General features: G+C 33.4%; 19 protein-coding genes and 1 pseudogene. 1 reads left to right on the top strand and 19 read right to left on the bottom strand.

Annotation, left to right across the window (positions count from 1 at the left end):
* Window positions 1–154 precede the first annotated feature (154 nt).
* On the top strand, window positions 155–571 hold the full coding sequence (locus E2558_RS06690) for an Hsp20/alpha crystallin family protein (RefSeq protein WP_126565613.1): 417 nt from the start codon (window positions 155–157) through the stop codon (window positions 569–571).
* Between the two features lie 72 nt (window positions 572–643).
* On the opposite strand, the gene E2558_RS06685 is transcribed toward E2558_RS06690, so the two are convergent.
* The 19 genes and pseudogenes from E2558_RS06685 to E2558_RS06595 form a co-directional block, all read right to left on the bottom strand.
* Window positions 644–1,819 carry a nitrate/nitrite transporter gene (locus E2558_RS06685; protein ID WP_126565612.1) on the bottom strand — a complete coding sequence of 392 codons (1,176 nt, stop codon included), beginning with the start codon at window positions 1,817–1,819 and terminating at the stop codon, window positions 644–646.
* A 261-nt stretch (window positions 1,820–2,080) separates the two neighbouring features.
* Window positions 2,081–2,742, bottom strand: a pseudogene (gene nreC / locus E2558_RS06680) (nitrate respiration regulation response regulator NreC).
* 21 nt (window positions 2,743–2,763) lie between these two features.
* Window positions 2,764–3,798, bottom strand: coding sequence for a nitrate respiration regulation sensor histidine kinase NreB (gene nreB / locus E2558_RS06675; RefSeq protein WP_126565611.1), 1,035 nt, complete (start codon window positions 3,796–3,798; stop codon window positions 2,764–2,766).
* A gap of 9 nt (window positions 3,799–3,807) precedes the next feature.
* Window positions 3,808–4,257 carry a nitrate respiration regulation accessory nitrate sensor NreA gene (nreA, locus tag E2558_RS06670; protein ID WP_126565610.1) on the bottom strand — a complete coding sequence of 150 codons (450 nt, stop codon included), beginning with the start codon at window positions 4,255–4,257 and terminating at the stop codon, window positions 3,808–3,810.
* 20 nt (window positions 4,258–4,277) lie between these two features.
* Window positions 4,278–4,961 (bottom strand): respiratory nitrate reductase subunit gamma, encoded by a 684-nt coding sequence (gene narI, locus E2558_RS06665; RefSeq protein ID WP_126565609.1) that lies wholly within the window; start codon window positions 4,959–4,961, stop codon window positions 4,278–4,280.
* Window positions 4,954–5,529, bottom strand: a complete 576-nt coding sequence (gene narJ, locus E2558_RS06660; RefSeq protein ID WP_229716390.1) for a nitrate reductase molybdenum cofactor assembly chaperone — start codon at window positions 5,527–5,529, stop codon at window positions 4,954–4,956. The genes narI and narJ overlap by 8 nt, the downstream gene beginning before the upstream one ends.
* Window positions 5,522–7,075: a nitrate reductase subunit beta gene (gene narH, locus E2558_RS06655; protein WP_126565607.1), complete on the bottom strand. Its 1,554-nt coding sequence runs from the start codon at window positions 7,073–7,075 to the stop codon at window positions 5,522–5,524. The genes narJ and narH overlap by 8 nt, the downstream gene beginning before the upstream one ends.
* Window positions 7,065–10,814: a nitrate reductase subunit alpha gene (locus tag E2558_RS06650; RefSeq protein WP_126565606.1), complete on the bottom strand. Its 3,750-nt coding sequence runs from the start codon at window positions 10,812–10,814 to the stop codon at window positions 7,065–7,067. Before E2558_RS06650 ends, narH begins: the two co-directional genes overlap by 11 nt.
* A gap of 249 nt (window positions 10,815–11,063) precedes the next feature.
* Entirely contained in the window at window positions 11,064–12,008 is a 945-nt protein-coding gene (gene cobA, locus E2558_RS06645; protein WP_126565605.1) for a uroporphyrinogen-III C-methyltransferase, read from the bottom strand.
* Window positions 11,999–12,313, bottom strand: a complete 315-nt coding sequence (gene nirD, locus E2558_RS06640; RefSeq protein ID WP_126565604.1) for a nitrite reductase small subunit NirD — start codon at window positions 12,311–12,313, stop codon at window positions 11,999–12,001. The genes cobA and nirD overlap by 10 nt, the downstream gene beginning before the upstream one ends.
* A gap of 3 nt (window positions 12,314–12,316) precedes the next feature.
* Complete coding sequence (nirB, locus tag E2558_RS06635) at window positions 12,317–14,728, bottom strand: nitrite reductase large subunit NirB (protein ID WP_126565603.1); 2,412 nt, start codon at window positions 14,726–14,728, stop codon at window positions 12,317–12,319.
* A gap of 234 nt (window positions 14,729–14,962) precedes the next feature.
* Entirely contained in the window at window positions 14,963–15,676 is a 714-nt protein-coding gene (locus E2558_RS06630; protein ID WP_188349587.1) for a sirohydrochlorin chelatase, read from the bottom strand.
* A gap of 165 nt (window positions 15,677–15,841) precedes the next feature.
* On the bottom strand, window positions 15,842–16,663 hold the full coding sequence (locus E2558_RS06625; protein WP_126565601.1) for a formate/nitrite transporter family protein: 822 nt from the start codon (window positions 16,661–16,663) through the stop codon (window positions 15,842–15,844).
* 141 nt (window positions 16,664–16,804) lie between these two features.
* The gene (locus tag E2558_RS06620) at window positions 16,805–16,987 is read right to left on the bottom strand and encodes a hypothetical protein (RefSeq protein WP_103297966.1); all 183 of its coding nucleotides are present in this window, start codon (window positions 16,985–16,987) and stop codon (window positions 16,805–16,807) included.
* Between the two features lie 70 nt (window positions 16,988–17,057).
* On the bottom strand, window positions 17,058–17,525 hold the full coding sequence (locus E2558_RS06615; protein ID WP_126565600.1) for an SRPBCC family protein: 468 nt from the start codon (window positions 17,523–17,525) through the stop codon (window positions 17,058–17,060).
* 133 nt (window positions 17,526–17,658) lie between these two features.
* Window positions 17,659–18,174: a YceI family protein gene (locus E2558_RS06610; protein ID WP_126565599.1), complete on the bottom strand. Its 516-nt coding sequence runs from the start codon at window positions 18,172–18,174 to the stop codon at window positions 17,659–17,661.
* 122 nt (window positions 18,175–18,296) lie between these two features.
* Window positions 18,297–19,856 carry a zinc ABC transporter substrate-binding lipoprotein AdcA gene (gene adcA, locus E2558_RS06605; protein WP_126565598.1) on the bottom strand — a complete coding sequence of 520 codons (1,560 nt, stop codon included), beginning with the start codon at window positions 19,854–19,856 and terminating at the stop codon, window positions 18,297–18,299.
* 139 nt (window positions 19,857–19,995) lie between these two features.
* Window positions 19,996–20,592, bottom strand: a complete 597-nt coding sequence (locus E2558_RS06600; protein WP_126565597.1) for a thioredoxin domain-containing protein — start codon at window positions 20,590–20,592, stop codon at window positions 19,996–19,998.
* A 22-nt stretch (window positions 20,593–20,614) separates the two neighbouring features.
* A complete protein-coding gene (locus E2558_RS06595; RefSeq protein ID WP_126565596.1) occupies window positions 20,615–20,974 on the bottom strand; it encodes a DUF4467 domain-containing protein in 360 nt (119 codons plus the stop codon).
* Window positions 20,975–20,977 lie beyond the last annotated feature (3 nt).

Genomic DNA, 20,977 nt, shown 5'->3' with positions numbered 1-20,977 from the left:
AACTTTTGTCATGTTCTTTTCCAATCCACATTTTTACATACTACTTAATTAATTGCTTTTACTTTACGTAAGAATTTACTCTCTTTATAATGAAGTTGAAAATTTCCACTAAATAGTTATGATTTTAACTTTCATTTAAAGGAGAGAATATATAATGAATAATAGAGAATTCTTTGAGCAATCTATTTTTAAAAACAATCCTAAAGACGTATTTCGCGATTTAGGTGAGCAAGTATTTAATCAATTCTCATCAAAGACTTTCCCAACAAATATTTATAATCAATCTAGTCAATATATCCTAGAAGCTGAATTACCAGGTGTTAATAAATCAGAGATTGAGTTGACTTATGAACATTCAACTTTAACTATCAAAGCACAAAAACATGTTTCTGATCAAACTGGTAAAGTTCAACTTAGCGAACGCGCTAACGGTGAACTTGTAAGACACTTTGATTTTGATGATATCGATAAAACACAAATTAAAGCAAGTTATAATGATGGTATTTTAGTGGTTATTCTACCTAAAGAAGCTACAGACGAAGATAATACTACTAAAATTACTATTGATTAGTAACATTTAAAATCAAATTTAATTAAAAAAAACGTAGGATTCATTTTCATCAATGTTTCCTACGTTTTTTTATTATTTTGAGGTCATTAAAGAGCTTTTATATTCTTTTTTATATAAATGCCCCATTGTAATGAAGGCCAAAACGCCAAAAATTGCTAATAGAATAAATGCTAAATGGCTAGAACCTGTCAAGTTCGATACATATGTGATTACTAGTGGTGGGAAGAAACCTCCTAAACCACCCATCATTGAAACGATGCCATTAGCAGCTCCAGCTTCTTTTGCAAAATAAGAAGGAACTAATTTAAATACTAAGCCATTTCCTAAACCAGCGCATATACTAATAGTTAAACAACCTATTGTAAATAATGCGATATGATCAGATATACCTAATATAATTGCACCTATTATCATCACTATGAAATCAAACATTAATACTTTCACCGCATTAAATTTATCACCTAAGACGCCTCCAAGTGGTCTTAAAAACGTTGCTAAAGCAATAAATACGCCTGATCTAATGCCAGCATCAACTTTATCGATACCGAAATTATGTACTAAGTAGTTAGGTAAGAATAGACCAAACGCTACGAATGCACCGAAAGTGATAAAGTACCATAAACTTAAGTAATATAATTTATAATTTGAAGATAACTTTTTAATCTGTGACATTAGTGGCACTTTAACTTTAGGCTCTTTACTGTCACCTAAGATAAACATTAAAACCGCAAATATTGCAATGATAATTAAGTAACTTCTAACTGTGGTTTGCCAACCAATAATCCCTGCTATTGGTGGCGCTAAGAAAGAAGATACTGCCGTTCCTACATTCCCTACTCCATAGATACCATTAGCTAAGCCTACTTTATCTTTTGAAAAGTATTTAGGAACTGATGTTACACCAACAGAGAATACTGCTCCTCCAACGCCTAAAAAGAATCCTGCTAACATTAACATTCCAGGTGTTTGAGCTTGTCCTAATAAAAAGATTGGAAATAATAATACTATAAAACTACAAAAGAAGACCCATTTTGCCCCAACAATATTAGTTAAATATCCAAATGGAACTCGTAAAATAGAACCTAAAATGACTGGAATAGCTAGAATAATTGATAGCTGTTCCGGAGACACTTTAATATCTTGAGAAATATATGGCATTAGTGGAGAAATAATACTCCAAGCCATAAATCCCACTACAAGACTCAACGTTTGTAATGTAAGTTGAAAACCACCCTTATTTTTATTCATTTTTTCACCTTCACTATTTCTTTTTTCTTTATCAGTAATTGTTATATAAAAGAGGTCAAAAATTATATTTCAATCACATTACTGATTACATATTAATTTTAGTGAATTTGTGAAAAAATGAACATAAGGATTTTCCCTTATACTTATAAGGAATCCCCCTATATTTCCTTACTTATTTTTACATAAAAATATGCCATGAAGATTTATCAAATTCTCAATTTTCTTCATGGCTATTTAATAGTTTCAATATTATATTTTAAATTAAAACTCTAATAATTTTTTCTTCAATGCGTACTCTACTAATTCTGGTTTAGACTTTAATCCTAATTTAGTCATAATATGTGTTTTGTGTGCTTCAACCGTTTTAACCGAAACAAACAATTTTTCTGCGATATCTTTATTACCATAACCTTTTGCAATTAATGGTAATATTTCTAGTTCACGTTTAGAAAGTATTTTAAAAGGATCATTCGTAGACGCCTCGTCTATATTTCTATATTTGTATGATTTACAAATTCATTGACCAACGATGTGGTTAATTTCATATCTACATATGTTTCACCTTTATATACTGTGCGTACTGCTAGTAATAACTGTTCATCTGGTGAATTTTTTAAAATATATCCTTTTGCCCCATTGCGAAGTACATGAAATAAATATTCTTCATCATCATACATTGTTAATATTAATATTTTTGTTTCAGGAAAACTTTCTGCAATTTTACTTGTCGCAATCAACCCAGATTCACCTGGTGGCATGCTTAAGTCCATTATAAGAACATCAGGTTTGTATTCCATCACTTTTTGATAGGCCTCTACCCCATCAGCAGCAGTCGCAACAACTTCCATGTCTTCCTGGAAATTTAATATCATTGAAAACCCAGTTCTAACAACTGCATGATCATCTGCAATTATAATTCTCAATTTAAATTCCCCTTACGTACTCTAAAGTGGTATTTCTAATGTAATAATAGTCCCTTTTCCAATGTGTGTTTCAATATCCACTTTTCCTTTAACAAGTTCAGCTCTTTCATTCATTCCATATAATCCTAAGCCAGTCCCTTGTGGCTGTGAATTAGGATTAAATCCTGCTCCTCTGTCTACAATCTCTGCTATTAAATTATGCTCAGTCTGTTGTACTGAAACATCAACTGAATTGACACCAGCATATTTTAAAGCATTGAAAATAGCTTCTTGTACAACACGGTAAACGACAGTTTCTATTTCACTATTAAATCGATGATCTTTAATATTCGATTGATAAATGATTTCTAAGCCGTAATTTTCTTCAAACTGTTTAAAATATGACTTAAATGCCGCTTCTAATCCTAAATCATCTAGTGACGACGGTCTTAATTCTACAGATAAATTACGAATATCATTGATTAAATTAGACATCAAGCTTTCTATATGTTCTGATTTTTCTATAAGTTGTGACATCTCTTGTTGATATTTCAACAATCGTAATTCAACATCAATATTCAGCATTTCTTGAACTACGCTATCATGTAATTCCCTAGAAATTCGCTTTCTTTCATTCTCTTGGGCAGATATTGTTTTACGTAACATCTGACGTTGATACATCTTTTCTTGACGTTCAATTTGAGGTGAAATATCTTGTAACGTAAAAGCATATATTTGTTCATCTTCATCAATACATTGATAAGCAGCTGTAAAAGGTTGTACTTTATTATTCACTGTCTTCATAAACACTTGAAAGTTCTTATCATTAGGTGTTGAAGTATCTAAATAACAATTAATACAACTTTGTAAGGCGAATTCATTAGAATACCCTTCACAACGTCTACATATTACATCCGTCATGACGCTGTAATTGTTATCAAGTGATATAATTTCTTGGGCCGCTTCATTCATCGCAATTACTTTGCCATCATTATTAATAAAGACAATTTTTTCATTTGTTTTTTCATAATACTTTTTGAGTAAACGTTCGATAGTATTCTCTTGAATATTTAGCACTTTGATCACCTACATTTCTTCAGTAAATGCCCATAATTTGCCACTAATATTTAAATTATGATTATCAGGAAGTGGTTTTTCGTCACGTTGTCCTAATAATAACACTCCGCATACTTGTTGTTTGTGACATAGAGGTATCGCAATCACTGCTGTCAATTCTTCACTAACTAAGATAGGATATTTAATTTTCTCTCCAGGTGTCAAAGTATGGGAAACTTGTGACATGACCATACGTTTCGCTGTTTTCATCACCATTCCAGCTAATCCACGACCTTTTCTCAAAATAATTAATTTATAACGATCATTTAAACTTCCAGATACATAACGCCATTTAATAGGGGAAGAAGTGGATGAATATTCATATAATGCCACCCCTGCAAAATCATATCCTTCCTCTATTCTTAAACGATTTAATTCGTCTTGAAAAGCCTCTTCTTGAATCAAAGGTTCAATGGGCACTTGCGTATCTCCTTTCATCATCATGAGCGTGTTTTATGTCTGCGGTAAATGATATATCTTCTATTCGTATAGGATAAAGGCACGCTCCACACATGTACTAATCGCGTAAATGGCCAACAAGCTAAAATCGTAAATCCAAGTAAAATATGCATCTTAAATGATAGCGGTACGTCAGTCATTAAACTCGCATTAGGTGAAAATGTGAAGAGATGTCTAAACCAAATAGAAATCGTTTGACGATAATCAAAATCACTTACTATCGCATTCGTCACTAAAGTTGAATAACAACCCATGAAAATAATTAATATTAATAAAAAGTTCACAAAAATATCTGAAGCTGAACTTAATCTTCGAACATTTTTGATAGTAATACGTCTTGCCGTTAAAAGTAACATACCAATAAATGTTATTATACCAAAGATACTACCGATATAAACAGCGCCGAAGTGATACATCTCTTCACTTACACCTAAGCCATCTATCCATTTAGCTGGAATAGCTAAACCTACCACGTGGCCAAAGAATACTGGAATGATACCTAAATGAAATAATAAACTTCCCCATTTAAGTTGTTTCTTCTCAATCAATTCACTTGATTTAGCTGTCCATGAGAATTGATCATATTTATAACGTGCAATATGCCCTACTACAAAAATAGCTACACATAGATATGGAAAGATAATCCATAAAAATTGATTAAGCATGAGACGTCACCTCATTTGGAATATTTAAACATGCTTTAAGTGTATTGCGCAGTGCACGAATCACGTATACATATGGGTTATTATCTTGTGCCAATTGATTCGCCATTTCATACGTACCATCTTCAATAATCATAATGACGAGTTCAATATTTCCTTCAGCACGTGGATCATTTTGCCATTGTGCTACATGTAAAAATTGCAACATTAAAGGTAGATAATCTGATAACTCATTACTAGCCATCTCTAATCCAAACATTTCATATAAGACTTTCAATTTAGCCAACATTTGACCACGTTCTTTTTGCGTATCAAACTTGTTGTAAGTCATATAAAGCGGCGTTTTTTTATTAAAATCAAATGTATCTGTATAAATTGCTTTAATTTCTGATAACGAGAATTGATGCATAATTTCACGGTATTTTACTAAGTCTTCATAGCCTGGATGAGATTCATCAATTGTTTCGTTGAAAGTCTTTGGATGAAACGTTAGTTTTTCAGGAAAATTCAATTGTTGCGCAATGTAACCGAAACTTTTTTGATAATATAGAAATTGTTGTAAATTAATCACGGAAGATACCTCCATAGAAATTATCATTATAAATTTCTTGTCCTGTTTTTCCTGAACCTACTGCTACGCCACAACCTTCACAATTATCTCCGAAGTATTCTCCGCCATATCCTTGGCTGCCTTGTGCATGATACGTATCTAAATACGTTTCTTTATGAGATGTTGGAATGACGAAACGATCTTCATATTTTGCTAAACCTAATAAACGATACATTTCTTGAATTTGAATTTCTGACAAACCAAGTCGTTCAAGTTTATAACTATCATATTCTCTACCAGTGATTTGAGAACGCATATAACTTCTCATCATGGCCATTTTTTGAAGTGCTTCTTTAACAGGTTGTACATCACCTGCTGTGAATAAATTAGCTAAATACTCGATTGGTAAGCGCATTTCCTCAATCGCTGGGAAAATCATATCAGGATTTTGGCCAGCATTTTTCCCTTCAAAATAACTCATGATAGGACTAAGTGGTGGACAATACCAAACCATAGGCATTGTTCTATACTCTGGATGTAATGGGAATGCAATTTTATATTCAATTGCTAATTTATACACTGGTGAGTTTTGTGCTGCTTCAATCCATTCATAACTAATGCCATCTTTTTCAGCTTGTTCAATTACTTCTTCATCAAATGGGTTTAAGAATATATCTAATTGTTTTTCATATAAATCTTGTTCATTTTCAGCAGATGCAGCTTCATGTACTCTATCAGCATCATATAAAAGTACACCTAAGTATCTCATTCTACCTACACATGTTTCTGAACATACTGTAGGTAAACCTGCTTCAATTCTTGGGAAACAGAATGTACATTTCTCTGCTTTATTAGTCTTCCAGTTGAAGTAAACTTTTTTATAAGGGCAACCTGTCATACAGTAGCGCCAACCACGACAAGCATCTTGGTCCACTAAAACAATACCATCTTCATCATGTTTGTACATTGCACCTGAAGGACATGAAGCGACGCAACTAGGATTTAAACAATGTTCACATAAACGAGGTAAATACATCATAAATGTTTCATCGAATTGGAATTTAATATCTTCTTCGATTTTTTGAATATTAGGATCTTCTGGACCTGTGATATGCGCACCTGCTAAATCGTCTTCCCAGTTAGGACCCCATTCAAGATCCAATTTATCACCTGAGATGATTGAATGTGCTTTGGCTACCGGTGAATGTTTACCTTCTTTCGCAGTTGTTAAATGTTCATAGTTATATGTCCATGGTTCATAATAATCTTTAATAAGAGGCATATCAGGGTTGTAAAAGATTTTACCTAAAGCAATTTTTGATAAACGACTCCCCGTTTTAAGTTCTAATTTTCCTTTTTTATTTAAGACCCATCCACCTTTATAATGTTCTTGGTCTTCCCATCGTTTTGGATATCCTACACCTGGTTTAGTTTCTACGTTGTTAAACCACATGTATTCTGCACCTGGACGGTTCGTCCAAGTGTTTTTACATGTTACGCTGCAAGTGTGGCAACCTATGCATTTATCTAAATTTAACACCATTGCAATCTGCGCTTTAATCTTCAAGCCAATTTACCTCCTTCATTTTTCTTACGGCTACATAAACATCTCTTTGATTTCCAATTGGACCATAGTAGTTAAAGTGATAACTAATTTGTGCATAACCACCTACAAGTTGTGTAGGTTTTAAGTGAATTCTTGTTGGTGCATTGTGTGAACCACCACGTGTATCAGTAATTTCTGATCCTGGTGTTTCAATATGTTTATCTTGTGCATGGTACATAAACATTGTGCCTTTAGGCATACGATGTGAGGTTACGGCTCTAGCAGTTACTACGCTATTACGGTTATAAACTTCTAGCCAATCATTATCATTGATGCCATGTTCTTCAGCATCTTCATTTGATAACCACACTACTGGGCCACCTCTAAATAATGTCAACATACGTTCATTGTCTTGGTATGTTGAGTGGATATTCCATTTACCATGTGGTGTAAGGTAACGTAAAACTAAAGCATCTTGTCCACCTTTCACTTTCTTATCTCTTGCTCCAAAGACCATAGGTGGCAATGTTGGTTTATATACCGGTAAACTTTCTCCAAATTGTTGGAAGACTTCATGATCGATGTAATAACTTTGTCTACCTGTTAAAGTTCTAAATGGCACTAAGCGTTCAATATTTGTTGTAAATGGAGAATATCTACGTCCATTTTTATTTGAACCTGGAAACACAGCGGTCGGTATGACTTCACGAGGTTGTGATGTAATATTTAAAAATGAAATCTTTTCTGACGCACGTTCTTTAGAAATATCTTTTAATTTCATACCTGTTTGATTTTCTAAATCTTCATATGATTTTTGAGATAATTTGCCATTCGTTGCTGATGAAATATTTAATATTGCATCGGCTACTTTACGTGCAGTATCAATACGTGGACGATTATTTCTCACTGAGTTTTCATCTTCATCGTTCCATGTACCTACCATACTTTTCAGTTCATTGTATTCATCTTTGACTTCATAACTTACGCCATGTGCACCCACTTTTGCTTTTTCAAGTAAAGGTCCTAAAGTGACGTATTTATCATAAATTTTTGTATAATCACGCTCTACAATTGAGAAGTTTGGCATTGTTTTTCCTGGAATAGCTTCGACTTCACCTTTAGACCAATCTTTAGCAATACCGTATTCTGAGCCAAGTTCTTGTTTAGAGTCATGACCTAGTGGTGATGTCACCACATCTTTAAATGTGCCTGGTAAATAATCTTTAGCCATTTCAGAAACTGCTTTACTTAATGTTTTATAAATATCCCAGTCTGAACGTGATTCCCATAATGGATCGATTGCTGGATTGAAGGGATGCACAAATGGATGCATATCTGTTGATGATAAATCGTGTTTTTCATACCAAGTCGCAGCCGGCAACACAATATCTGAATAAAGCGGTGTTGCTGTCATACGGAAGTCTAATGATACGAGTAAATCTAATTTCCCTACTGTCTCTTCGCGCCATTTAATTTCTTCTGGTTTATCTTCTTCATTAGGTTCAGCCATTAAACCTGAACGTGTACCTAATAAATGTTTCATGAAGTATTCTTGGCCTTTAGCTGAACTTGAAATTAAATTTGAACGTGTACCTAATAAATGTTTCATGAAGTATTCTTGGCCTTTAGCTGAACTTGAAATTAAATTTGAACGCCATACAAATAATGTTTTAGGATGATTTTTTCTTAAATCAGGATCTTCAACTGCAAATTGAGTTTCTTTATTCTTAACAGAGTCAATTGCTCTTTTTAAAATTGCTTCATTAGAGTCATCGCCCGCGTCTTTAGCTTCTTCCCCAAACAATAAGCTGTTTTTATTAAATTGAGGATATGAAGGTAACCATCCTAATCTAGCAGCTGTAACATTGTAATCAGCTGGATGTTGATGCTTAATATTTTGAGCTAATGGTGATTTTAATTTATCAACATTTGATTCTTCATATTTCCATTGGTCTGTTGCGAAGTAGAACCAACTTGTACCATTTTGTAAACGTGGTGGACCTTGCCAATCTTTGGCGAAAGCGACAGTATTCCAACCTTCAATAGGACGACATTTCTCTTGTCCAACATAGTGCGCCCAACCGCCACCATTAACACCTTGGCAACCACATAATAGAACTAAGTTTAAAACGGCACGGTAAATCGTATCCGAATTGAACCAGTGGTTAATACCAGCACCCATGATAATCATTGAGCGTCCTTTAGTATCAATAGCGTTCTGTGCAAATTCTCTTGCTACTTGTGTGATTAATTCTGGTTTAATACCTGTCACACTTTCTTGCCAAGCTGGTGTATATTTAGATTCTTTATCATCATACGACTTTGCTTCTAATTCGTGATTGAAGCGTTTAATCCCATATTGACTTGTCATTAAATCGTAGACTGTCGCTACATATACTTCTTTACCGTCTGCTAATGTTACTTTCCTTGTAGCAATCGGTCTTTCAAAGATGCCATCTCCTTTACTATCAAAGAATGGGAATTGAATTATTTTAAGTTCATAATCTTCCTCAGCCATTGACATTGCAGGATTTATTTTAGTGCCATCTTCTGTTTCTAATTTCAAATTCCATTTTTTGCCTTCTTCCCAACGTTGGCCCATTGTGCCATTTGGTACGACAAATTGATGGCTAATCGTGTCATGGATAACTGGTTTCCATTCACTATTGTCACTTTCCATTCCTAAGTCACTGGCACGTAAGAATCTTCCTGCTTTATAACCATTTTCATCTTCATCCAACATAATCACGAATGGCATATCTGAATATTGTTTAGAATAATTGATGAACATTTCACTTGGGTGATCTTCATAAAATTCTTGTAAGATAACGTGTGTCATGGCTTGTGCTACCGCAGCATCCGTTCCAGGATTTGGTGCTAACCAGTTATCTGCAAATTTAACGTTCTCTGCGTAGTCAGGTGCTACTGAAACAACTTTAGTTCCTTTGTATCTTACTTCTGTCATAAAATGAGCATCCGGTGTACGTGTTAATGGTACGTTAGAACCCCACATAATAATATAAGAAGCGTTGTACCAGTCACTTGATTCAGGCACATCTGTTTGTTCACCCCAAATTTGTGGAGATGCAGGAGGCAAGTCAGCATACCAGTCATAGAAACTAAGCATTTCACCACCTAGTAAATTAATGAATCTTGCCCCTGCTGCATAACTGATCATCGACATAGCTGGTATTGGTGTAAATCCAGCGATTCTATCTGGACCATCTTTTTTAATTGTATATAAGATTTGAGCAGCAATAATGTCCGTAACGTCTTTCCAATTAGAGCGTACATGACCACCCATACCACGTGCTTCTTTATATGCTTTAGCTTTATCTTCATCTTCAACAATTGAAGCCCAAGCCGCTATACGGTTACCATTATTTTCTTCTAAAGCTGTCGTCCATAATTCTAATAATTTACCTCTAATATATGGATATTTAACACGTAACGGGCTATATTCATACCATGAAAATGAGGCACCACGTGGACATCCACGAGGTTCAAATTCAGGCATATCTGGCCCACAACTAGGATAATCAATTTGTTGATTTTCCCATGTGATGACGCCGTTTTTAACAAAGACTTTCCATGAACATGAGCCTGTACAGTTCACACCATGTGTCGTTCTAACGACTTTGTCATGACTCCATCTTTCACGATACATTTTTTCCCATTCTCTACTTTTGCTTTCAAGTACTGACCAATTACCATTAAATTTTTCAGTTGGTTTAAAAAAATTTAATCCAAATTTTCCCATTTATATAAATCCTCCTACCGAGCAAGGTATTTAGCTTGTTACGTTATATGTTAATTACTTATTAATTCAAGTTAATTGTACATTTTTTCACAAAGTAAATATATTAGGGAAATACCTATTTCATATAGAAGAATCCCTAAAAAGACATGCAACGTCGATACATTTTCTATAAATAAAAAATAGTCATACAGAAGTGATAAATGATCACTGTTCTGTATGACTATGAATTAAGATATAAAGCTGAAATGCTTAATATGTAGTTTCGATAAATTTAAAATGATGTTTGTCTATTATACTTTGATATAACCATTGTTGTGATTTATGGTAACTATCATCATATGCGAGTAGACAATGTTTCCCCTTTTCCGAAAGGTCTTCAGCAGTTAACAATGCTTCATCTTTCGAACCATTAATGATATATAATGTTTCATCGTGTTGTGCTTCACTTTGTTCCACTTTGTCTTTATCAATATATTCAACCATCGCGCCAAGAATACAAATACCTGGTTCACTTTCTAAATTGAGCTGTTGTAACTGCGCTTCAATCGTACTAAGTTTGCCAATGATGACCTTCTGGTTATAGCAAGTCGCATTAAACACAATCGCAATTGAATAATCTTCGTTGGTATAGACAGTGATTTGCTTAATAATATGATTCAGTCGTTTGATACCCATATAGATAGCTAATGTACCGCCATTAATGAGATTCCGAATATCTGTTTCACGATTAATAGAATCTTTAAAATGACCGGTTGAGAACGTCACGCTTGGCGCAATACTTCGCATGGTTAGACCTATATCCATGTTAGCTACGGCTGCGCTTGCTGACGTTACACCTGGAACGATTTCATACGAGATACCATGCGCTTTCAAAGTATCAATTTCTTCAGTGACGCGTCCAAAAATAGCTGGATCTCCACCTTTTAAACGAACAACGATACGATGTCTTTTCGTCGCTTCAACAATCTTTAAATTGATTTCTTCTTGTTGTATGTGTTTCGCATAAGGTTTTTTACCGACATCTATCACTTCAGTTGAAGGTGATGCATACTGAATAATTAATGGATTGACGAGACGATCATAAAGTATCACATCTGCTTTACGAAGGATGCGCTCAGCTTTTTTAGTTAACAGATTAGGGTTACCTGGACCTGCCCCGATTAAATAGACTTTCGGTTCTGCATTTAAAGACATACGTAGACGTCTCCGTCATGTACTTCAACTTTATATGTTTCTACGCAACCTGTATCAGGTTCTTGAACCTCTCCGTTTCTCAAATCAATCTTTTGATCATGAAGAGGACAGTACACAAACTCGCCACTCACTGTCCCTTCTGATAAAGGTCCTTGCTTATGTGGACAGATATTATTGATAGCGTGGATTTCCCCACTCTCTGTTAGGAAAATGCCAATTTGTTTATCCTCAACGATGACTTTTTTCCCGATTAATGGCGTTAATTCTTCTAGTGTAGTCACTTTTACTTTTTCCATTGCTTTCATCCTTTACACCTTCTCAACTTCAAAGATTTTTTGTGCATCTTTATTTTCAACGATAGCTGACCAAGGTTCGCCATGACCATCAATTGCTTTTTTAGCATCCATAATTCTATCGAATAATTCTTTTTGTCGTTCTGGATCAAGTAAGACTTCTTTAACATTGTCAAAGCCTAAACGGTTAAGCCATGGTGCAGTTCTTTCAGCATAAATACCAGTTTCTCTATAATACTGCATTAAAGCGCCGCATAATTGAATTACTTCATCTTCTGTTTCAACAGTAGTTAAAAGTTTACCTACTGTTACATCAGTACCACCGTTACCTCCAATATAAATTTGGTAACCATTTTCTACAGAAATAACACCGAAATCTTTAACACCTGATTCTACACAACTACGTGGGCAACCTGACACGCCCATTTTAAATTTATGAGGGGTATCGATATATTCAAATGTTTTTTCTAAGCGAATACCTAAACGTGTAGTATATTGGGTACCAAATCGACAGAATTCTTTACCTACACAACTTTTAACTGAACGTGTTTTCTTACCGTAAGCTGAAGCAGAACGCATGCCTAAGTCTGCCCATACTTTAGGCAGTTCTTCTTTTTTCAATCCATATAAACCAACACGTTGTGAGCCTGTCACTTTTACTAAAGGTACATTATATTTTTTAGCTACTTCGCCTAATCGAATCAATTGATCCGCATCTGTCACACCCCCACGCATTTGTGGAATAACTGAGAATGTACCATCGTTTTGAATATTGGCGTGGTATCGTTCATTCGCAAAGCGTGATTCTCTTTCATCTTGATGATCATGAGGGTAAACCATATTTAAATAATAGTTGATTGCTGGACGACATTTTGGACAACCATTTTTATCTTTAAAATCAAGGACGTGACGTACTTCTTTAGATGTTTTAAGTCCTTTAGCTCTGATTTGAGTAACAATTTGATCGCGTGTTAAATCGGTACAAGCACAAATACCTGTAGGTTTCGCTGCAACAAAGTCATCACCTAATGTACATTTTAAAAGTTCACCGATTTGACCTTTACATTTACCACAAGAATTACCTGCTTTCGTCGCCTTAGTCACTTCGTCAACAGATGTTAATCCTTTAGTAGTAATCGCATTAACAATGGTTCCTTTATCGACACCATTACAACCACATATTGTTTCATCATCAGCCATATCAGCAATTGAAGTTGTTGCCTCTTCGCCCCCTTTATGAAGTAAAGAGACTAACGTATAATCTTCTAAAGATTCGTGTTTCTTCATCATGCTATAAAATCTTGAACCATCATCAGTATCACCGTATAATACTGCGCCGACTACTTCTCCGTTGCTTAAATATACTTTTTTATAAATATTATCTACGCTATTAAAGATTTCGATACCTTGGACATCTTCATTTTCAACAATTTGACCCGCACTATATAAATCACAACCAGAGACTTTTAATGAAGTAAATGTAGTAGAACCTTTATAACCTTCTGTCTCTTTACCAGTTAAAAAGTCTGCAAGCACTTTACCTTGCTCATATAGTGGTGCTACTAAACCATATACTTTACCAGCATGTTCCGCACACTCACCTATAGCATAAATATTAGGATCAGATGTTTGTAAATAATCATTTACGACAATTCCTCTATTCACTTCTAATCCTGCTGATTTTGCAACGTTAGTGAATGGACGAATACCCACCGCCATGACTACTAAATCCGTTTTAATCACGCGACCATCAGCTAATTTAATCGCTTCAACATCTTCATTACCAATGATTTCTTTCGAATTTGCTTGTAATTCAATATTCATACCTTGACGTTCTAAATCTGCTTTTAGCATTTCGCCGGCTTTGCGATCAAGTTGCATTTCCATTAACCATTCAGCTAAATGTAAAACAGTGACATCCATACCTTGGTCCATTAAACCACGTGCACATTCTAAACCAAGTAGGCCACCACCTATAACAACTGCGCGTTTTTTAGTTTTAGCTATTTCAATCATACGTTCAGTATCTTCAATTGTGCGCCATCCGATAACACTAGGTAAATCTGAACCTGGGATAGGTAATACAAACGCGCTTGAACCTGTCGCAAAAATGCAAATATCATATTGAACTTCTACACCCTTAGAAGTTGTCACAGTTTGATTTGCTTTATCAACTGCTTCTACCGGGTCATCTACAATTAATCGAATATTGTTTTCCTCATACCATTCATAAGGATTCATAATAGTTTCTTCGACTGTCATTTTCTTTTGTAAAATGTTAGACAACATAATTCTATTGTAGTTTGGATAAGGTTCTTTGCCGATGATTGTAATATCAAACATTGAGTTTGAGCGTTCTAATATTTCTTCTATTGTTCTAAGGCCTGCCATACCATTACCAATCATTACAAGCTTTTGTTTAGTCATAAAATATGCCCCTTTTACCACTTAATATTTAGTCATTTATAATGATTAAAATTATAAATTTATTATTATTGCGAATTTGCAACTACTTTCTTCACTGCTATTTTATAACAATTTCAGTTAATTTTGTGATTTTTTTCACATATTTTTAAAAAATAGGGAATTCCCTAATACTTTATTTTTTGCTTGAAACATGAAAAAACTCCCCTACTTTTTCAGTAAGAGAGTCTTAAAAATTTATATATACAGTTGGTCTAAACGTTCACTAATAATAAGTTTAAGTATGTTATCGAAATTAATGGATGGTGTAATATGTAGTGTGCCTTCAATATCCATTTCTGAAATCAGGCGTTTTACTTTATTTACTAATCGTCCATCATATAAAAACATCGGCACGACAATGAGTTCATCATAGTCACGTGATAGTTGGTCGAGGTCATTTCTAAATGTGATATCCCCGTACAACGTACGACAATAAATTGGTGCTGTTTGTGTTAACTTTTCACTAAATTCTTTAAGTTCATCATGCGCTTTAGTATATGAGAAGCTACCATGCGCGATTAATACAATCGCGTAGTTAGTTGTACCATCAATATGTACGTCATTAATACGCTTTTCAACTAAATCCACCATGTAATCATGTGTTCCGAGAGGCTCACTAATTTCATAACGAATATGAGGATGCGCTTGCTTAATACTTTCTAAAATATTTGGCACATCGACAATATAATGCATCGCTGAAAAAATTAATAAAGGAACTACTTTAAATTCTGTTTCTCCTTGATCAATCAATCGGCCAATAGTATTCTCGATACTTTTTTCTTCACTTTCAATAAACGCCAATTCATAATTATATGTTTCATCACTTAATAGATGTTCTAGGAAGTCACCTAGTGCTTTATTTTGGTCTCCTTTGCGCATACCGTGTGCTACTAAAATATTTGCTACCAATCCCCTCATCCCTTTCTTTTTTGAAAATGAATCACTAAACCACAATATTTTAATGAATCATGTTAATGTTGATTAAAATGATATGTTTTTTAGAGAATTAAGTCAACCTATAAAAAAACGAGATAATTTTTTATTCAACTAAATCATCTCGTTAATTTTGTCTATTTATTTTGTACTAAAACTATCGCGTTTACCATTTAAATAAGCGTATACAAGACCTACAAAGATACCTCCACCGATGTAGTTACCGATAAATGCAAAGACGATATTTTTTAATACGTCTAACCATGATAATGCATCAATGTTATAGAACATCATTCCTGCATATAAACCGGCGTTGAAAACAACGTGTTCATAGCCCATAAATACAAAGACAATAACACCGACAGCAATAAAGAATGCTCTTGCAAGTCCCTCTTTAAATAACATTGAAACGTAAATGCCAATGTTTATAAAGAAGTTACAGAATATCGCTTTAACTAAAATGTTTAACCATGATGATTCTACTGTTTTAGCATGTACTGTTTTGCTTAAAGCTGCAATCATCTCTGGCGTCATGACGTGTGTCCCTTTCATTAAGAAGAATAAAATGAATCCGCCAATAATATTTCCTAAGAAACAGAATAAGAAAATAATAATCATTTTATTCACTGTAATTGCTTTATAGTACCAGCCCACTGTCAAATACATAAAATTACTTGTAAGTAACTCTGAATTGGTTAGAACGATTAATACTAATGCTAAGCTAAATGAAATAGCACCTAACAAATTCACTAAACCCTCATTTGTCCCCGAAAATTGAGTTTTAACAGCTAACATAAATACGGTCACGATTGCCAATAAAAATCCTGACATCATTGCTTTTAACAAATATCTTCCAGGTGTTTTCTTAGCCATGACTTGTTTCATTTGAACTTGGTCTACTACAGCTTCAACGATATGTCTTGTTGCATATGTATCCTCTACATGTTTGTGATTTTCCAACATTGATTACTTAACCCCCTACAATATATAATTGTATATTTTACAATTATATATAAATTATTTATAAAGAGATAGATAAAATTAAATTTTCTTATAAACAAAAAACGAGATGCAGTTTCAATTAAACTACATCTCGATAAATGTTTAGCGTGTGCGTTTGAATTTAGATAAATAATGTAAACCACTCGCAAAAATGCCATACCCTAATGCTGTTCTTAGAACATATTTAATCGCACCATTATTTAGGCATTTTGAATTAAATAATAATGTAGGAATTAATGTACTTACTGAAAATAATGCAAGTACTTTTAAATAGCGTTGTTTCATCATATCATCCTCTTTTCCCCTACATTATAACTTAAAATTGCTTATAAAAATTGACATCCTAGTGACGTTTTTATGATTCCAACAATTTCTCTAATTGGTCAAGTGTCGAATTCATTCCCGCTTCAACACCCATGTGAATTGCTTGTTGCGCCGCTTCTTTTGTTGGAAATTCAGAAGTAGATGTCACAGTAGTACGATTGCCTTCGTCTTCGAAATCCATAAAGATATGCATACCAGGCAGGCGTGTATCTTTCTCACCTTGAGGTGTCGCAAAGAAATCAAAGTATTCGATGTAATATGGTTTGTTCACTTTTTTATATTCTGTAAGTGTGTGACTCGTATGTTCAGGCGTTTCGATTGCAAAAAATGCTTGCCCGCCAGTTACAGCATTAAACGTGAATACTTTCGTTGTCGCCCCTTGTGGATGAAACCATTGTTCAAATAATTCTTTCTTTGTGTAAGCATCAAATACTTGTTCAACTGGTGCATCAAATGTTCTTGAGAATATCATCTTGTTATCTTTTATTTTAATTGTCATTATTTACTTCCCTCATTTTCAAAAAGCTTTATTCTTACAAAATTTAACAATTTATCTCTATAAATATAACAAAAAAACAGATAAGGTAAACACCTCATCTGTTTAAATCTGCATAGATAGATTGTCAGAAATATTATTCTTCAATAGGAAATTCTAAATCAAATTCAACATCTAATGATTTGCCTAATAAGAAACCACCAGTCTCTAATTGTTGGTTGAAAGTGATACCGTATTGTTCACGGTCGATTTTACCAGTAATGACTAAACCAGCTGTGTTTTTACCGTTTAATGGATTTAAGCTAATACCTTTGAAGTCTAAGTCAAATGTTTCTTCTTGCGTATGGTCTTTCATAGTCAAGTTACCAGTTACTGAGTGGTCATCGACTTTAGTAATTTCAAATTTAATTTCTGGATATTGTTCAACATCTAAGAAATCCGCGCCTTTAAGATGGTTATCGCGATCTTCTACTTTAGTATCGATTGAATTGGCTTGTACTGTAAAAGTCCCTTGTAATGAACTTAAGTCATTGAAATCGCCTGTAATGTCAGCATCAAAGTCATTAAAACGACCTTTAACATTTGATACTACTAAGTGTTGAATTGAAAAGTTAACCCCTGAATGCACTGGATCTAAATTAAAATTAGCCATGTTAGCATACCTCCAATAGTTAAATTATGAAACTACTAAATCATGTTTCATTTTTTGTATACTTATTATACTTAGTATAATAAATTAACTTCATGAAAAATACAAGTAAAATGAATTCTATTTTAGTGTTCTAACATTTCATGTTCAATTTCTTCTTTGTTTAAATGAGCTGGATAATATGTTGGCCAATGATTCATCTCTTTCAACAATTTATTGTTATCATTTCCCATGAAAATATGGAAATGTTCTGCTTTCTTAGGATAAATATTATGATCGCTAAATTGTACATAAGTAGGAAGCGCGTTATTTTTATCTTCGTTATCTACTAATTTAAAGATATATCTTACACCACGATTTCCTTTTTTATAATCTAAAATTTTGTAGCCAATATATTCGTATTCTCCAGTTTCTGTTTTCCCATTTTTAGTAAAACTAATGTGATTTCCTTCAATATTTATATTTGAAATATCTGTTTTATAACCATTTTCATAATACTTTTTATATTCTTGAGCAGATTTAGATGAATCCTCTTCAGCTTTATGTTTCATTACTTCATCTAAATCACCATTTTTTAAATATGGATAAACTGATTGCCACTTACCCGCATAATCAGATAATTGACGGTCTTTCACTTGATTATCTTTGAAATAGCCTTCTGAAATGGCTTTATCATATTTATGTTCCGCTTTAGAATCCTTAAGTTTCATATTAGTATTTAAAGCTTTATCTAACGCTTTAATATTGTCATGCATTAGTTTTTGATAACTTATACTTTTATCTTTAAGTTGTTCTTTATTTAATGACTCCATATTATAGAATTTTAACGGTTCTGCATTAGTTTCTTTACGAATCGTCTCTGTAACTTTATTCGCTACATTATCTTCATACAGTATGTATTTCACATTATTATCTTTAATTTCTTTTACTAATTTTGTCAGTTCTTTTTGTGATGGATCTTCTGCATTCATATTTTGAATACCTTTTTGAACAAAGCCATAACGATTTGCAATATAACCTAGTGATTCATGAGAAATAAATACGGCATTTCCTTGTTTATCTTTAGTAATTTCTTTCATTGATGTATCAATATTATTTAAATCACTCATTAATTTTTTATAATTTTTTTCATACTCAGCTTTATGTTGAGGGTCTTTTTTAATTAACTGCTCTTTGATTTCCTTAGCAAAGACTTCGTCCATTTTTGGATCTAACCAAACATGCGGATCATAGCCACCGTGATGATGATGTTCATGCCCCTTTTCATGTTCGTGGTCTTCATCACCATGTTCATGTTGATCCGTTAATAATTTTGCTTTATCTAATCCTTTTTGAAGAGATAATTTCTTCTTATCTTCTTTGATGGTACTAGCAATTTTCTTTGCAACTGGATCTAAATCATCACCAGTATATACAAACAAATCAGATTTATTTGCATTTAAAATGTCTTTTTGTGTAGGTTCATAATCATGTAAATCTGTACCAGCGGGATAAATTGAAGATACATTCACATGGTCCCCACCAATTTGTTGAATAAACGATTGTAATGGATAAACTGTTGTAGACACATTGATTTTTCCATCTTTACTACTACTTGTGTCTTTTGACTGATCTGACTTTCCACAAGCTACTAAGCTTAGGACTAAAATCGTAACTAATACAGTGATACTTATAATTTTTCTCATGTTGCTCCTCCTAAATAGTAATGATTACGATTTAAAAGTATAGACGTTATTTTCTCAAATAGCAAGTACATCATAAAAAAACAGAGTACATTAAATTCATTTTTGAATTTAATGCACTCTGTTTATAACAGTCATATAACTATAAATATTTTTTCCAGTTTTCTAATTTGTATGGATCGTCTACTTTTTTACCATTAATAAATACTGTTGGTACAGATTTGATGTGATTTTCTTTCGTTTGTTTTTTCTGCTCATCTGCTTTTTTCCATGCGTCGCTGTTTTTTGTTTTATATTCTTCTTTAATACGCGCTTTATCATTTTGTGCAATATCTAATTTATCTATTTCTTTATCTAAGAAGTCCTCAGTTAACCACTTTTTATCTTCATCTTGTTGTTGAGCATAAATGTTATGTTGAAAAGTTAAATATTCTTTAGGTGCAATTTTTTCTACTGCATTGCCAGCTCTTGAGCCTACTAAAGAATCTTGCGCTAAAAATCCAGCATTCACAAATTGATATTCCACTTTATTCGTATCAATATATTCTTTTTTAATGGTAGGCATCACTTTTTCTTCCACTTTTTTACAATACGGACATTTAAAATCTCCATATTCTACTATTAATATTTTGCCATTTTTAGTTTTAGGCGGTGTTTGTTCTTTCTTATTATTTGAGCATGCACCAATAACAAGAAGTAATACGATAAATGCACCACCCGCTAATAATATCTTCTTCATAGATGCTCCTTTAGTCATGATATTAATTCATATTTTCTTCTTTATAGTCTGGATCGTGACCATCAATATATTTTTTGGTATCAAAATCCTCTAAATATGTCGCCTTCTTACCATCAAATTGATATGTATAGTAATGCACTTCTTCATTGTTACTCAAAGGCTTATACGCTAATACTACGTACTTCCCTTTTTCAAATACGTAGATATTGGCGTCTTTTTTATCAAAGTGTTTGACCACATCGCCTTGGTCATTCTTTGCAAGTCGCTCTTGTTTCTGATCTTGTAACTTCACCGCTTTATCTATTTTATCAGTGTATTTATCATTGCCACACCCTACTAATAGCAGTGCACATACACTTATCGTTACAATTAATTTCTTCAATTA

The organism is Staphylococcus pragensis (assembly GCF_004785665.1).
In the GTDB taxonomy this organism is placed as follows: Bacteria; Bacillota; Bacilli; order Staphylococcales; family Staphylococcaceae; genus Staphylococcus; species Staphylococcus pragensis.
This window is presented reverse-complemented; position numbering and strand designations above follow the sequence as displayed.